We start from the raw sequence: 14,807 nt of genomic DNA, 5'->3' as shown, positions 1-14,807 counted from the left end.
CCATGACCCCGACCCGCTTTACCGCCGCCTGCATCCAGATGCGCTCCGGGCGCGACGTGCTGAGAAACCGCGACGACGCGGTGGCCCTCGTTCGCCAGGCTGCGACCCAGGGCGCACATTTCGCCCAGACGCCGGAGATGACCTCGCTGGTGTGCCGGGAGCGAGCCGAACTGTTCGACAAGGTCGGGCCGGAGGGCCAGGACCCGGTGCTCGCCTCCCTGCGTGAGGTGGCGCGCGAACGCGGCATCGTGGTCCAGATCGGCTCCATCGCCGTGAAGGACGGGGACAAGATTGCGAACCGCGCCTTCCTGATCGGGGCCGATGGCGAGATCGTCACATCCTACGATAAGATCCACCTTTACGATGTCGATCTGCCCAACGGCGAAAGCTGGCGGGAATCCGCCAGCTATACCGGCGGCGAGAGGGCGGTCCTCGCCGAGACGCCGTGGGGCCTGCTCGGCATCACCATCTGCTACGATGTGCGCTTTGCCGCCCTCTTCAGGGCGTTGGCCGAGAACGGCGCCTCGTTCCTTTCGGCCCCTGCGGCCTTCACGAAGCAGACGGGCGAGGCCCATTGGCATGTGCTTCACCGGGCCCGGGCCATCGAGACCGGTTCCTTCATGATCTCGGCCGCCCAGGGGGGCCTGCATGAGGACGGGCGCGAGACCTTCGGCCATTCGGTCATCATCGATCCCTGGGGCCGGGTCCTGGCCGAGGGCGGCACGGAGCCTGGCGTTTTTCTGGCCGAGATCGATCCGGCCCTCGTGACCGATGCCCGCAGCCGCATTCCCACCCTGAAGAATGCAAGGCCCTTCAAGGTCGAGACCGTGTCGGCGCCTCAGCCCCTGCGGCAGGCCTCATCGGCTTGAAATCCCGGCAAAAAGGTGCAGAACCCTGACCCCGTAAGGACATGATCAAGTACGCTTTGGCCTGCGAGCAGGCCCACGAGTTCGAGAGCTGGTTTCCGTCGAGCGATGCGTTCGAGACGCAGCGCAAGCGCGGCTTTGTAACCTGCCCATACTGCAACTCGGCCAAGGTCGAGAAGCAGATCATGGCGCCCTCCATCGCTCGCAAGGACAAGGATTCCGCGCCCGCCCGCCTGCCGGAGAGCCAACCCGTTGTGGTTCTCTCCGACAGGGAGCGGGAAATCCGCGCGGCCCTGAGGGCGCTTCGGGAGCACGTGATGAAGAACTCCGAGAACGTCGGCAAGGGCTTCGTCGAGGAAGCGCGCAAGATGCATTACGGCGAGGCGGAGGAGCGCTCGATCTACGGCGAGGCCGATCTGGCCGAGGCGCGGGCGCTTCTGGAAGAAGGCATCGACGTGCTTCCCCTGCCGGTCATTCCGGACGACCGGAATTAGTCACCTCCATGCTCACGGAGGATGTGGCCCCACAGACCCGAACGCTTGCCTCTGGCGAGGCTCTTTTTCGACAAGGCGACCTCACGGCGGGCATGTTTCGGATCGAAAGCGGGGCAATTCGATTGGAACGGTCTACCTATGACGGACGCAAGGTGGTCCTTCATACGTCCCGGACGGGCCAGTTCATCGCTGAGGCGTCGCTGTTCTCGGACATCTATCATTGCGATGCCATCGCCATCGAAGACTCCCTTGTGCGCTGCTACTCCAAGGGAGCGGTTCTAGAGGCGGTCCGGCAGAACCCGACCGGCGCCACATCCCTTCTCGCCGGAATGGCGCGACAGCTCCAGAACCTGCGCCATCAGCTCGAACTCCGCAGTGTGCGCTCGGCCCGCGACAGGCTCCTGTTGCTGCTCGAGTCCCGCGCCGAGGCGGACGGATCGGTCCGCCTCCCGCCCCGGATTCAGGATCTCGCCTTCGAGTTGGGTCTGAGCCGCGAAGCGATCTACCGCGTCTTGGCCGGACTGGAACGAGAGCGCATCATCGAACGTACGCACTCGACCATCCGCCTGCTGAAGCCGCGCGGTTTATGATCGCAATCATACGTTCGCGAGAAAGGCGGACATAAAAGGGGCCTCCGGTGAAAGGATCTCCCATGCGCACATTCGTTCCAGTCACGCTCGTCGCTCTATTGCTCGGCGGGACCGCCCTCGCCCAACACCATCCGGGGGGTCACTCTCCTTATGCGGAAATCTCGCAGCGCTCGATCAAGGCCCTGTCAGAACAGCAGATCGCCGATTTGAGGAACGGCCGCGGCATGGGCCTTGCGCTTGCGGCCGAGCTGAACGGCTACCCCGGCCCCCTTCATGTGATCGAACATGCCGATGCGCTCGACCTTTCGGCCGCCCAGAGGAACCGCATGGAGGGGCTTCATGCCGAGATGAAGGCGGAAACAGTCGCGATTGGGCTGCGCCTGATCGAGCAGGAGCAGGATCTGGACCGGCTCTTTGCAAGCAAGACAGTGACCGAAAGCGCCCTCGATGAAGCCACTGCCAGGATCGGCGAAACCCAAGCGAGGCTAAGGGGCGCCCACCTCAAATACCACCTCTCAACTAGGAATATTCTCGCTCCAGAGCAGGTTGAGACCTATAATGCGCTTCGCGGGTATCGTGCCCGCTAAAGCATCGGACCCAAAAGTGGATTTGCACTTTTGGGATCCCATCCGATGCTTTCTCTTATGATGAGAGCATCGTTGGTGTGCGGAAAACCGGGTCCACTTTTCCGCACGATGCTCTAGGCAGGAACCGGTGCGCGGCGAACCCGTTTCGACGCAGCCTTCAAGCTGTGTTGGATTATTCATGGCAGTCTTTTTCACCAGCGACACCCATTTCGGCGATGCCAGGGTGCTGCGGATCGATAAACGTCCGTTCAGCACCATTCCCGAACACGACGAGGCGCTGATCGCCAACTGGAACGAGACCGTCTCGGCGAACGACGAGGTCTGGCACCTGGGCGATTTCGCCCTGCATGTTCGCCCGGAGCGCATCGACGAGCTTCTGGGACAGCTCAACGGCCGCAAGCACCTGATCACCGGCAACAACGACGGACCGGCAACCCTGGCCGCGAGGGGCTGGGAAAGCGTGCAGGCCTATGCGGAACTGAGCGTCGACGGGCATGCCGTCGTCATGTGCCACTATGCCTTTCGCACCTGGAAGAACATGGGCCGCGGCTGGATCGACCTCCACGGCCACAGCCACGGCAAGCTGAAGCCCCAGACGCGGCAATATGATGTGGGCGTCGACGCCTGGGATTACCGGCCCATCACCCTTGAAACGATCCTGGGCACGAAGCGGCGGCGTCAGCCTCGCGAGGCCCGCAGCATGTAATTGACGGCCGTGTCCTCGGAGAGGGACCATTCGTCCCTCAAGGGGTTGTAGGCCACGCCCTCAAGATTGTCGACGGCGAACCCTGTCGCCTCGATGGCGGAGGTCAGCTCCTCCGGCGTCATGAACTTTTCCCATTCATGGGTGCCTTTCGGCAGCCAGCCGAGGACGTACTCCGCCCCCACGATGGCGAAGGCGAAGGAGCGCAGGGTCCGGTTGATGGTGGCCATGACGAGAGTTCCGCCCGGCTTCACGGCCTTGACACAGGTGCTCACGAAGGCCTGCACGTCGGCCACATGCTCCACCACCTCCATGGCGAGCACGATGTCGAAGGTTTCGCCCCGTGCGACCACGGCCTCGACCGTCTCGTTCCGGTAATCGACGGCCACGCCCGCCCGTTCCGCATGGAGCTTTGCGACCGAGATGTTGGTGGGAGCCGGATCCAGCCCCGTGACCCTGGCGCCGAGCCGGGCCAGCGGTTCCGAGAGCACGCCGCCGCCGCAGCCGACATCCAGGATGCTCAAGCCTTCGAGGGAGCGGGCCGAGCGCGGGTCGCGCCCGAAGCGGCGGCAGGCCTCGTCCCGGATGTAGGCGAGGCGAACGGGATTGAACTTGTGCAGGACCTTCATGGGGCCCTTCGGGTCCCACCAGGTGTCCGCGATCTTTTCGAATCGGGCGACCTCGGCCGGGTCGATGGTCGTGGATGCGCCGTCGGTCATGGGTTCCTGATTCCTTAGACGAAGAAATGATTTCCGCGCGTTGACAGCGCGAGGCCCTACCGTCATGTATACGCGCCTTTCGCACGGCGAAGGGCAAAAATTTCCCTGACCCTTAACGGCCTTCTTCGCCCATGCCCCGTCTCGTCATGAAGTTCGGCGGTACGTCCGTCGCCACGGTAGAACGCATCCGCAATGTGGCGCGGCACGTCAAACGCGAGGTCGAGGCCGGCTATGACGTGGCCGTGGTGGTCTCCGCCATGGCCGGCAAGACGAACGAGCTCGTCGGCTGGGTCAAGGAGGCCTCCGCCCTCTACGATTCCAAGGAATACGACGTGGTCGTCGCCTCCGGCGAGCAGGTGACGTCGGGCCTTCTCGCCATCGCTCTGCAGGAAATGGGACTCAAGGCCCGCTCCTGGCAGGGATGGCAGATTCCGATCATGACCTCGGAAGCCCACGGTGCGGCGCGAATCGCCGCCATTGACGGCACCGGGATCATGAAGGGCTTCACGGACAACAAGGAAGTGGCGGTCGTCTCCGGCTTCCAGGGCATCCACCAGCCCACCCAGCGCGTCACGACCCTGGGGCGCGGCGGCTCCGATACGAGCGCCGTGGCGCTCGCCGCCGCCATCCAGGCGGAACGCTGCGACATCTACACGGACGTGGACGGCGTCTATACCACCGATCCGCGCATCGTGCCCAAGGCGCAGCGACTGGATAGGGTCTCCTACGAGGAAATGCTGGAAATGGCCTCGCTGGGCGCCAAGGTGCTCCAGGTGCGCTCGGTCGAGCTCGCCATGATGTACCGGGTGCCCACCTACGTGCGCTCCAGCTTCGACGATCCAGCCGATCCCAAGCTCGGCACCCTCATCTGCGACGAGGAAGACATCATGGAACAGCAGGTTGTCACGGGCATCGCCTATTCCCGCGACGAGGCTCAGATTACGCTGCGTGACATTGCGGATAAGCCGGGCATCGCCGCGTCGATCTTCGTGCCCCTGGCCGAGGCCAACGTGAACGTGGACATGATCATCCAGGTCGTGTCCGACAATGCCGCCACCACGGACCTGACCTTTACGGTCCCCGCAGCCGACTACGAGCGCGCCTGCGCCGTGCTCAACGCCCACAAGGACGAGATCCAGTTCCAGGACCTCCAGGGGGCCACCGACGTGGTGAAGGTCTCCGCCATCGGCGTCGGCATGCGCAGCCACGCGGGCGTCGCGGCCAAGGCCTTCAAGGCTCTGGCCGACAAAGGCATCAACATTCGCGCGATCACCACCTCTGAGATTAAATTCTCAGTGCTCATCGACTCGGCCTATACGGAGCTTGCAGTTCGCACGCTCCACTCGCTATACGGCCTTGATAAGGCCTGATTGACGATCTGTCAGTGAGGCTGCGAGACTTGAAGTAACGCCGCCGGTTCGCCCGTCGGCCCGAGAAGGACGGGAACTGTAAAGCTCATGCCTAGCGCTCCCGGCGGTCCGCGCCTTCTGCTGCGCCGCCTCCGCGAGATCATGGCGGAGCCGGTCGGAGCGCAGGACCGCCTCGATAAGATCGTGATCCTCATCGCTGCCAACATGGTGGCGGAGGTGTGCTCCGTCTACGTGATGCGCGGCGACGGGGTGCTGGAGCTGTTCGCGACCGAGGGCCTGAACCGGGAAGCCGTCCACCTCACCACCATGCGCGCAGGCGAGGGCCTCGTGGGCCTGATCGCCTCGACGGCGGAGCCCCTGGCCCTGTCGGACGCCCAAACCCACCCGGCCTTCTCCTACAAGCCGGAAACGGGCGAAGAGATCTACCACGCCTTCCTCGGCGTGCCGCTGCTCAGGGCCGGCAATACGCTGGGCGTCCTCGTCGTCCAGAACCGCACCTACCGGGTCTATACGGAAGAGGAGATCGAGGCGCTCCAGACCACGTCGATGGTCCTGGCCGAGATGCTCGCCACGGGCGAATTGCAGGCCCTGGCGCCGGTGGAGACCGGCATCGCGCTGCGCCGCCCGGTCTATCAGAAGGGCATTGCACTCGCCGATGGCGTGGGCCTCGGCCACGTGGTGCTCCATGAACCGCGCGTGGTGGTCAAGAACCTCATCGCCGAGAACATCGATGCGGAGCTGCAGCGCCTGGAAGCGGCCATCGCCGAGGTTCGCGCCTCCATCGACGAACTGATCGAGCGCGGCGATGTGGCCCATCACGGCGAGCACCGGGAGGTCCTGGAGACCTTCCGCATGTTCGCCCACGATCAAGGCTGGCTGCGGCGCATGCGCGAGGCGGTGACATCGGGCCTGACGGCGGAAGCAGCCGTGGAGCGCGTTCAGTCCGACAACCGCGCCCGCATGCTGCGCCAGACCGATCCCTATCTGCGTGAGCGCCTGCACGACCTCGACGATCTCGCCAATCGCCTGCTCTATCGCCTTGTCGGGCGGAACATGGCGGACGAGCGCGGCTCCCTGCCGGACAACGCCATCATCGTGGCCCGCTCCATGGGCCCTGCGGCTCTCCTGGACTATGACCGCTCCCGCCTGCGCGGCCTCGTGCTCGAGGAGGGCGGACCGACGAGCCACATCGCCATCGTGGCGCGAGCCCTCGGCATTCCCGCCGTCGGTGAGGTGGCGAACGCCACCTCCCTGACGGAACCGGGCGACGCGATTATCGTCGACGGCGCGGCCGGCGAGGTGCAGATTCGCCCCAGTTCCGACGTCGAGGCGGCCTATGCGGAGAAGGCGCGGCTTCGCGCCAAGCGCCAGGAGCAGTATCTCAAGCTCCGCGACGTGCCCTCCGTCACCAAGGACGGGGTTCCGATCACGCTCCAGCTCAATGCGGGTCTTCTGGTCGATCTGCCGCATCTGGCCGAAACGGGAGCTGCCGGCGTCGGCCTCTTCCGCACCGAATTGCAGTTCATGATCGCGGAACGGATGCCTTCCGCCTCCGAGCAGCAGGCGCTCTACAGCGCTGTCTTCGCAGAGGCCGGCGACCGGCCCGTGACCTTCCGCACCCTCGATATCGGCGGCGACAAGATCCTCCCCTACATGCAGTCCGTCGAGGAGGAGAACCCAGCCCTCGGATGGCGCGCCATCCGCATCGGCCTCGACCGGCCGGGGCTGCTCAGGGCGCAAATCCGCGCATTGCTCAGGGCCGCCGGCGACCGCCCCCTGAAAATCATGTTCCCGATGGTGGCGACCTGCGACGAGTTCGAGCGCGCCAAGCAGTTCGTGGAGCGGGAGAAGAACCATCTCTCCCACCATGGCCATCGGCTGCCCTCCGATCTGAAGCTGGGCGTGATGCTGGAGGTTCCTTCGCTCCTCTTCCAGCTCAAGGAGATCTGCGAGAGCGCCGATTTCCTCTCCATCGGCTCCAATGACCTGATGCAGTTCCTCTTCGCCGTCGACCGGGAGAACCGGCGCGTGGCGGACCGCTTCGATCCGCTGAGCGCGCCGATGCTGCGGGCGTTGAGCCTCGTGGCGGAACAGGCGGTGAAGACGAACTGCGAGGTGACTATTTGCGGCGAGATCGGCGGGCGCCCGCTCGAGGCCATGGCCCTGATCGGCCTCGGCTTCCGCTCGCTTTCCATGTCCCCGGCCTCCATCGGCCCGGTCAAGGCGATGCTGCTCGCCCTCGAGGTCGGGCAGATCGGCGCCTTCCTGCGCAACGAGCTCGATCATGCCGGGGGCGGCGAAACGCTGCGCCCGAAGCTCGCCCACTTTGCGGAAACCCATGGTATTCCGGTCTGATGTCGCTCGCCCCTCCCTCTGAACGTCTGAACGCCATTCTCGCTCGCCATGACATCATCACGGCGACCCTCAATGCCGGTCCCGATCCGGAGACCTTCGTCGCGCTCTCCCGCGAGCTGTCCGAGCTCGACGGTGTGGTGGAGGCGATCCGCGCCTATCGCGCCATGGAGGAGAACCTGGAGGGGCTCAAGGCTCTGATCGAGGACCCCTCTACCGATGCCGAGATGCGCTCGCTCGCAGAGGACGAGCTGCCCCAGGCCCGTGAGGACCTGGAGAAGGCGGCCCAGAACTTGCGCATCATGCTGCTGCCCAAGGACGAGGCGGACGAGAAGAGCGCAATCCTCGAAATCCGCGCCGGTACGGGCGGCGACGAGGCGGCGCTTTTCGCCGGCGATCTGCTTCGCATGTACACCCGCTATGCGGACCTGAAGGGCTGGAAGGTCGAGATCGTCTCCGAGAGCGAGGGCACGGCCGGGGGCTACAAGGAAGTGGTGGCCGAAGTGAAGGGACGCAGCGTCTTCGCGCGCCTCAAGTTCGAGAGCGGCGTCCATCGGGTCCAGCGTGTGCCGGATACGGAGACCCAGGGGCGCATTCACACTTCCGCCGCCACCGTCGCCGTGCTGCCCGAGGCGGAAGACGTGGACATCGTCATCAACGATGCGGACCTGAAGATCGAGACCATGCGGGCCCAGGGCGCGGGCGGTCAGCACGTCAACAAGACCGAGTCGGCGATCCGCATCACGCATCTTCCCACCGGCACCGTGGTCTTCGTGCAGGACGAGCGCTCGCAGCACAAGAATCGCGCCCGGGCCTTCGCGCTCCTGCGCGCCCGCCTCTACGACGCCGAGCGCACGGCCAAGGACGCCGCCCGCGCCGCCGACCGCAAGTCGCAGGTGGGCTCGGGCGACCGTTCGGAGCGCATCCGCACCTACAACTTCCCGCAAGGTCGTGTGACGGACCACCGGATCAACCTGACCCTCTACAAGCTCGAAGAGGTGATCGCCGGCAATGCTCTCGACGAGCTGATCGACGCCCTCGTGACCGAGCATCAGGCCGCCCAGCTCGCGGATCAGGACCAGGCGGCATGAGCGAAGGCAAGATCGAGGGATTAAGCCATATCACGCTTATCACCCGCGATCTCGAGCGCATGAGCGCTATCGTCGAACAAGTGCTCGACGGGAGGCAGATCTACTCTTCGGGTGAGGACACCTTCTCCCTCTCCCGAGAAAAGTTCATTGACGTGGGCGGCCTCTGGATCGCCGTGATGGAGGGCGAGAGCCTCCCTACCCGCACCTACAACCACATCGCCTTCAAGATCCCCGCTTCGGCCATCGACGAGTACCGGGCACGGATCGAGGGGCTCGGCCTGGAACTGCGCGAGTCCCGCCCCCGGGTCGAGGGCGAGGGCCACTCGCTCTACTTCTACGACGAGGATAACCACCTGTTCGAGCTGCATACCGGCACGCTGGAGGAGCGGCTGGCGCGATACGGACGAGGCGTGAAGGAGTGAGCGCACCTCCGACCCACTCGCAAGCGCTGCGGGACCTCCGCCAGACCCTTGCGCAGGCAGGCTTCGAGACAGCCGCGCTCGATGCGCGGCTGCTACTGCTTTCTGCGACCGGTATCGCCGCAACGGATCTCGTCATCCGCCCCGACGAGCCTCTGACACCCGGTCAGGCCGCAACCCTGGCCGATTTCGTACGCCGCCGCCTAGCCCATGAGCCGGTGGCCCGGATCATAGGCGAGCGGGAATTCTGGGGCCTGCCCTTCGCCCTCTCGCCCGAGACCCTGGTGCCCCGGCCGGACACGGAAACCGTGGTTGAGACGACCCTGAAGCTGCTTCCGGACCGGCAGGCTCCGTTGAGGCTCGTGGATTTCGGCACCGGGTCCGGCTGCCTCCTGGTCGCCCTCCTCCACGAGCTGCCGCAGGCGACGGGTCTCGGGATCGACCTCTCCTTTGGAGCCCTTGTCACGGCGCGCCGGAATGCGCATGCCAACGGGGTCGGCGAGCGGAGCCGTTTCGCTGTCTCCCGCTGGGCTGAGGCCGTCAGGGGGCCCTTCGACCTCATCGTCTCGAACCCGCCCTATATCGCCTCCGATGTCATCCCGACCCTCGACCGGGAGGTGCGGGAGCACGATCCGTTGCTCGCCCTCGACGGCGGCCCGGACGGGCTTGCTCCCTACCGGATCCTGCTCCGGGAAGCCCGGCGGCTCCTTGTTTCCGGCGGGCTCATGGCCCTTGAGATCGGCTATGACCAGGGGGAGGCGCTGAAGGCGCTGGCGGAAGCCGAGAGCCTTGAAATTCTCGACCTCGCGCACGATCTATCAGGTCATCCCCGATGCATCGCCCTCAGGCGCATGTGACCTGAACGACAGTTGTTTCTGTCTTAAGGCGGGAGAAAAGCTGAAATATCGCTTGTTGGACCGGGAGGAACCCGCTAGATTCGGGTCAGACATCGTCCTCGGTCTCAACAAATCGGCGACTTCCATCGGGGGAGAATGCCGGAAGACCAAACGATATCCATCGCGCATCAGGCAGGGGCTTTCGAACAGCCGGGCGCGATCACCTGAACCCGACACTGAAGGACAGCCAAGCCTTTGAAAGCTATGGCTTAACGACAGACGGTTGCCACGCGAACGGTGGGCGCTGAGCCCGTTCGGCGAATATTTGGCTTGCATATCGCGTGGGCTTGAAGAACCAGCGAGGCTCGTAGAGCAAAGATGAGACCAGGACAGAACAGGCGTATGCGCGGTCGCAACCGCAACAACAATAGCAAGGGCCCCAATCCCTTGACGAAGAGCTACGAGTCGAACGGCCCGGACGTGAAGATCCGCGGCACGGCTCAGCATATCGCCGAGAAATACAGCCAGCTGGCCCGCGATGCGCTGTCCAGTGGCGACCCGGTGGCGGCCGAGAACTATTTCCAGCACGCCGAGCACTATTTCCGCATCATCGCCGCCGCCCAGGAGCAGCTGCGCGAGCAGTATGGCTACCAGCAGCGCCCCTTCGACGAGGATGGCGAGGACGAGGGCTTCCAGGGCGACCGCCCGGCCTTCGGCAACGGCGAGGACCTGGATCCCGGCTCCCAGCCGCAGCCTTACGAGGGCCGCGGCGAGGGTGAGCGCCCTGCCCGCTTCGAGCGTGGCGAGCGCCAGGACCGGGGTGACCGCCAGGATCGTGGGGATCGGCAGGAGCGCGGAGACCGTCAGGACCGTCGCGAGCGCTTCCAGCGCGATCGTGGTCCGCGCCAGGATTTCCAGCGCGACGACCAGCCTGCCGAGGCCCGTAGCGAGGGCGAACGCCCCGCCCGCTTCGAGCGTGGGGACCGTCCGGAGCGCCGCGAGCGCTTCCAGCGTGACCGCCGCCGCGATGAGGCCGAGGCCTCCGATGCGGGCAGCCTGCCCGCCTTCCTGACGAACCCGGTGCGTGCGCCCGTGGCCGTCGAGGAGCAGGTTTCAGCTCCGGCCGCGGATCTCGGCAGTGAGAGCGCGGAAGAGCGTCCGCGCCGCCGCCGCCGCACCCGCAAGGATATGGTCGAGGGAGCCGGCGAGGATGCCGGTTTCACTCCGGAGAACGCCGAGACCCCGGCCGCAGAGTAAGACGGCAGTTAGCGACAGGAAAAGGGAGAGCTTGGCTCTCCCTTTTTTGTTGTCCAAGCCAAATCGAATAAGAATTTATACTTAATATCGATGCATATAGGTTAACGGCCAAGCTTCCCTACCGATCGGGTGTGCCATGGCCAGACCAAGCTCGCGTTTCATCGTGCTTCCCTCCCAACCGCCCCTGGAGCAGGACTCCATCGGCACCTCGCAAAGCTTGGAGAATACGAGCGTCATCGTCGCCCCTGCCCGTCTGGCAGCCGGGGCCACCAATGCTCTGACCCTGTCCGGCTCCTCCAGGGCGGACCGCCTTATCGGCACCTCCCGTAATGACACGCTCACAGGCCTCGGCGGCAGCGACTTCCTCGACGCCGGGAAAGGACGCGACCGCATGACGGGCGGCTCCGGCAACGACACCTATGTCGTGGACAACAAGCGCGACAAGGTAATCGAGCGTTCCAGGGGAGGCACGGACACGATCAAGGCTTCCGTCAGTTGGACCCTGGGCTCCCATGTCGAGAAGCTCACCCTGACCGGCCGCTCGAAACTTAAGGGGACCGGCAACAGCCTCAGCAACACGATTACCGGCAACAGCAAGAACAACACCCTCGACGGCAAGAAAGGCGCCGACAAGCTCATCGGCGGCAAGGGCCACGACACCTACATTGTCGACACCGCCAAGGACCGGATCACCGAGAAATCCGGTCAGGGCACCGATACCGTCCGCGCCTCGGTCAACCACACCTTGGGATCGCATGTCGAGAAGCTGGTTCTCACAGGCAGCGCCAGCAACGGGGTCGGCAACACACTGGGCAACACCATCACAGACAATGGCCGGGCTAACTACCTGAACGGCCAAGCGGGTAATGACCGGCTCTACGGCGGGGCCGGTAACGATACGCTTCTCGGCGGGACCGGTGCGGACATCATGGTGGGCAGTTCAGGCAACGACGTCTACTTCGTCGACCATGCCGGCGACGTGGTGGCCGAGGGAGCGGTCAGTGGCACGGATACTGTGTGGTCCTCGATCAGCCATGTGCTGGGTGCTTATGTAGAGAACCTCGTGCTGACCGGCCGTGCGCTGTCCGGCACCGGCAATGCCCAGATCAACCGCATCACCGGCAATGCGGGCCACAACACCCTTGATGGCGGTGCCGGCGCCGATATCCTCGTCGGCGGCTCCGGCAACGACGTCTATGTCGTCGATGAGACCGGTGATCAGGTCGTTGAAGCAGAGGGTGGTGGCACTGATACAGTGCGCGCCGCGATCGACTACACGCTAGGTTCAAGCCTGGAACATCTGGTGCTGACCGGGGCGGCCGTCGAAGGCACCGGCAACGGCCTCGACAACGCCATCGCCGACAATGCCCGGGCGAATACCCTCAAGGGTGAGGCCGGGAATGACACGCTCGACGGCGGCGAGGGCGCGGATGTCCTCCAGGGAGGCGAGGGCGACGACCTCTACCTCATCGATGATGCGAACGACGAGATCCTGGAGACTTTCGACGGTGGAAGTGACAGCGTTGAGGCTTCCATTGATCACGTGCTCGGCGACAACATTGAGCGCCTGACGCTCGTCGGCGCGGCCTTGGTCGGCACAGGCAATGCCCACGACAACGCGCTCGTCGGGAACGCCCTCGGGAACAGCCTCGCGGGAGGAGAAGGCAACGACACGCTCAACGGCGGGGAAGGGGCCGATACGCTCGCGGGCGGCAACGATGACGACACCTACCTCATCGGCGATACTGACGGACACGATGTGATTGTGGAAAGTGCCGACGCCGGACACGATACGGTCCAGGCCACCATCGACTATACGATCGGCGACCATGTAGAGCACCTTGTGTTACTCCGCGACGCCACTGCCGGCACGGGCAATGCCCAGAACAACCGCATCACCGGGAACACGTTTCTTGCTAGCAGCCTCTCGGGCGCAGGTGGCGACGACACGCTCGAAGGCGGCTTAGGCGACGATACGCTCATCGGTGGCACCGGCCGGGACTCCCTCGTCGGCGGCGTCGGCAACGGTGTCTACGTGATCGACGGGGATGCCGACGACATCATCGACGAGCAGGGCGGCGACGAGGACATCGATACGGTCCGGACAACGCTTCGAAACTATACCGTTGGCGCCCGGATCGAGAATCTCGTCATCCAGAATGACAGCGAGGACAATATCGCGAATGGCAACGATCTTGCCAACGATATCACGACCAGCAGCAAAAACGATGTTCTTGTCGGCGGTGCAGGCAACGACACCCTGCGCGGCGGCCTTGGCGACGACAGCTACCACATCCATGGGGGCGACGGCGACGATGTAGTGATTGAGGCCGAGAATGCAGGACGCGACCGCGTTTACGCCAGGATCGATTACGTGCTTCCGGAGAATGTGGAAGAACTCATCCTTGAGACACTGGATGGATCGGGGCTCCAGGGCACAGGCAACGGCCTCGACAATACCCTGGCCGGGGGACAGGGGAACGACACCCTCTATGGTGGCGACGGCAACGATTATCTCAGGGGCAGCGTCGCCCTCGGCAACTCGGGCCGCGATAGCCTTGTCGGCGGCGACGGCGATGACACTTACACGGTTGATCGCGACGACGAAGTGGTGGTCGAAATGGCCGACGAAGGGACGGACCTCGTCCGGTCGGGGGCCGCGAACTTCACGCTCCCGGACCATGTCGAGAACCTGACCCTCATTGGTACCTCGGACAACAACGGGTACGGCAACGTCCTGACCGGCAATTCCGGCTGCAACATCCTGGAAGGGAAGAACGGCAACGACACCCTCGACGGCGGGGGTGGGAATGACGACTTGCGCGGCGGGCTCGGCGATGATGTCTACGTCATCGACAGCAGCGATTGGCTGACCGAGAACATCGATCAGGGCACGGATACGGTCCGGGCGAGCTTCACCTATACTCTGCGCGAAAACTTCGAGAATCTCGAACTCACCGGCATCGGGAATATCGACGGCACGGGCAATGACGCGAACAACCGCATCATCGGAAACAGCGGGGATAACATCCTGAACGGCATGAGGGGAACGGACACCCTGATCGGAGGGGCCGGCAACGATGTCTATACCATTGAGAGTCCGGACGAGGTCATCATCGAAACGTGGGGGATCGATACCCTGCGTGCGGGATATAATTTTGGCACCTACGATCCGCAAAACGGGCTAACCCGGACGTTCTTCCTTCACGACGGCATCGAGAACTTAACCCTGACCGGAGGCACCGAGGTTGGTGTTGGCAATGAACTCAACAATTACATTCTGGGGAACGACGCGAACAATGTCCTCGATGGCATTGGCTCCTACTCCTCCAGAGACACGCTCAATGGAGGTGGAGGGAACGACATTCTGTACGGATCCGAAGGTCCAACCACCTTCGAGTTTAGCAGCCGCTTTGGCACGGACCGGATTATCGGCTTCGGTTGGAACCCGAATCCCAATGACCTGAACCGCATCGACCTCAGTGCCTGTTTGAGAATGTCGCAGAGGGTCGGATTGGGGTAA

13 protein-coding genes are annotated in these 14,807 nt (G+C 64.3%); 12 read left to right on the top strand and 1 reads right to left on the bottom strand.

The window, feature by feature from the left end:
* Positions 1-2 precede the first annotated feature (2 nt).
* The 5 genes from LG661_RS01470 to LG661_RS01450 all read left to right on the top strand — a co-directional run bounded on the left by LG661_RS01470 (position 3) and on the right by LG661_RS01450 (position 3,243).
* Positions 3-869 (top strand): carbon-nitrogen hydrolase family protein, encoded by an 867-nt coding sequence (locus LG661_RS01470; protein WP_230530090.1) that lies wholly within the window; start codon positions 3-5, stop codon positions 867-869.
* Between the two features lie 41 nt (positions 870-910).
* On the top strand, positions 911-1,360 hold the full coding sequence (locus LG661_RS01465; RefSeq protein ID WP_230530089.1) for a DUF1178 family protein: 450 nt from the start codon (positions 911-913) through the stop codon (positions 1,358-1,360).
* A gap of 8 nt (positions 1,361-1,368) precedes the next feature.
* Complete coding sequence (locus LG661_RS01460) at positions 1,369-1,950, top strand: Crp/Fnr family transcriptional regulator (RefSeq protein WP_268995420.1); 582 nt, start codon at positions 1,369-1,371, stop codon at positions 1,948-1,950.
* 62 nt (positions 1,951-2,012) lie between these two features.
* Positions 2,013-2,537 (top strand): Spy/CpxP family protein refolding chaperone, encoded by a 525-nt coding sequence (locus LG661_RS01455; RefSeq protein WP_230530088.1) that lies wholly within the window; start codon positions 2,013-2,015, stop codon positions 2,535-2,537.
* Between the two features lie 178 nt (positions 2,538-2,715).
* A complete protein-coding gene (locus LG661_RS01450) occupies positions 2,716-3,243 on the top strand; it encodes a metallophosphoesterase family protein (RefSeq protein ID WP_230530087.1) in 528 nt (175 codons plus the stop codon).
* On the opposite strand, the gene ubiG is transcribed toward LG661_RS01450, so the two are convergent.
* A complete protein-coding gene (gene ubiG / locus LG661_RS01445; protein WP_230530086.1) occupies positions 3,216-3,959 on the bottom strand; it encodes a bifunctional 2-polyprenyl-6-hydroxyphenol methylase/3-demethylubiquinol 3-O-methyltransferase UbiG in 744 nt (247 codons plus the stop codon). The genes LG661_RS01450 and ubiG overlap by 28 nt on opposite strands.
* A gap of 131 nt (positions 3,960-4,090) precedes the next feature.
* Between ubiG and LG661_RS01440 the strand changes: the two genes are divergently transcribed.
* The 7 genes from LG661_RS01440 to LG661_RS01410 all read left to right on the top strand — a co-directional run bounded on the left by LG661_RS01440 (position 4,091) and on the right by LG661_RS01410 (position 14,807).
* A complete protein-coding gene (locus LG661_RS01440) occupies positions 4,091-5,329 on the top strand; it encodes an aspartate kinase (RefSeq protein ID WP_230530085.1) in 1,239 nt (412 codons plus the stop codon).
* 87 nt (positions 5,330-5,416) lie between these two features.
* Positions 5,417-7,684 carry a phosphoenolpyruvate--protein phosphotransferase gene (gene ptsP / locus LG661_RS01435; protein WP_230530084.1) on the top strand — a complete coding sequence of 756 codons (2,268 nt, stop codon included), beginning with the start codon at positions 5,417-5,419 and terminating at the stop codon, positions 7,682-7,684.
* Positions 7,684-8,772, top strand: coding sequence for a peptide chain release factor 1 (prfA, locus tag LG661_RS01430; protein ID WP_230530083.1), 1,089 nt, complete (start codon positions 7,684-7,686; stop codon positions 8,770-8,772). The genes ptsP and prfA overlap by 1 nt, the downstream gene beginning before the upstream one ends.
* Positions 8,769-9,194, top strand: a complete 426-nt coding sequence (gene fosX, locus LG661_RS01425; protein WP_230530082.1) for a FosX/FosE/FosI family fosfomycin resistance hydrolase — start codon at positions 8,769-8,771, stop codon at positions 9,192-9,194. The genes prfA and fosX overlap by 4 nt, the downstream gene beginning before the upstream one ends.
* Positions 9,191-10,048 carry a peptide chain release factor N(5)-glutamine methyltransferase gene (gene prmC, locus LG661_RS01420; protein ID WP_230530081.1) on the top strand — a complete coding sequence of 286 codons (858 nt, stop codon included), beginning with the start codon at positions 9,191-9,193 and terminating at the stop codon, positions 10,046-10,048. The genes fosX and prmC overlap by 4 nt, the downstream gene beginning before the upstream one ends.
* A gap of 381 nt (positions 10,049-10,429) precedes the next feature.
* Positions 10,430-11,284: a DUF4167 domain-containing protein gene (locus tag LG661_RS01415; protein ID WP_230530080.1), complete on the top strand. Its 855-nt coding sequence runs from the start codon at positions 10,430-10,432 to the stop codon at positions 11,282-11,284.
* Positions 11,285-11,420: 136 nt separating this feature from the next.
* Positions 11,421-14,807, top strand: a complete 3,387-nt coding sequence (locus LG661_RS01410; protein WP_230530079.1) for a calcium-binding protein — start codon at positions 11,421-11,423, stop codon at positions 14,805-14,807.

The sequence above is a fragment of the Microvirga roseola genome, assembly GCF_020866965.1.
GTDB lineage: Bacteria > Pseudomonadota > Alphaproteobacteria > Rhizobiales > Beijerinckiaceae > Microvirga > Microvirga roseola.
This window is presented reverse-complemented; position numbering and strand designations above follow the sequence as displayed.

Excerpts from the sequence above, each read along its gene's own strand:
- LG661_RS01470 (WP_230530090.1), top strand. The coding sequence starts at position 3 with ATGACCCCGACCCGCTTTACCGCCGCCTGCATCCAGATGCGCTCCGGG.
- LG661_RS01465 (WP_230530089.1), top strand. The coding sequence starts at position 911 with ATGATCAAGTACGCTTTGGCCTGCGAGCAGGCCCACGAGTTCGAGAGC.
- LG661_RS01460 (WP_268995420.1), top strand. The coding sequence starts at position 1,369 with ATGCTCACGGAGGATGTGGCCCCACAGACCCGAACGCTTGCCTCTGGC.
- LG661_RS01455 (WP_230530088.1), top strand. The coding sequence starts at position 2,013 with ATGCGCACATTCGTTCCAGTCACGCTCGTCGCTCTATTGCTCGGCGGG.
- LG661_RS01450 (WP_230530087.1), top strand. The coding sequence starts at position 2,716 with ATGGCAGTCTTTTTCACCAGCGACACCCATTTCGGCGATGCCAGGGTG.
- ubiG (WP_230530086.1), bottom strand. The coding sequence starts at position 3,959 with ATGACCGACGGCGCATCCACGACCATCGACCCGGCCGAGGTCGCCCGA.
- LG661_RS01440 (WP_230530085.1), top strand. The coding sequence starts at position 4,091 with ATGCCCCGTCTCGTCATGAAGTTCGGCGGTACGTCCGTCGCCACGGTA.
- ptsP (WP_230530084.1), top strand. The coding sequence starts at position 5,417 with ATGCCTAGCGCTCCCGGCGGTCCGCGCCTTCTGCTGCGCCGCCTCCGC.
- prfA (WP_230530083.1), top strand. The coding sequence starts at position 7,684 with ATGTCGCTCGCCCCTCCCTCTGAACGTCTGAACGCCATTCTCGCTCGC.
- fosX (WP_230530082.1), top strand. The coding sequence starts at position 8,769 with ATGAGCGAAGGCAAGATCGAGGGATTAAGCCATATCACGCTTATCACC.
- LG661_RS01415 (WP_230530080.1), top strand. The coding sequence starts at position 10,430 with ATGCGCGGTCGCAACCGCAACAACAATAGCAAGGGCCCCAATCCCTTG.
- LG661_RS01410 (WP_230530079.1), top strand. The coding sequence starts at position 11,421 with ATGGCCAGACCAAGCTCGCGTTTCATCGTGCTTCCCTCCCAACCGCCC.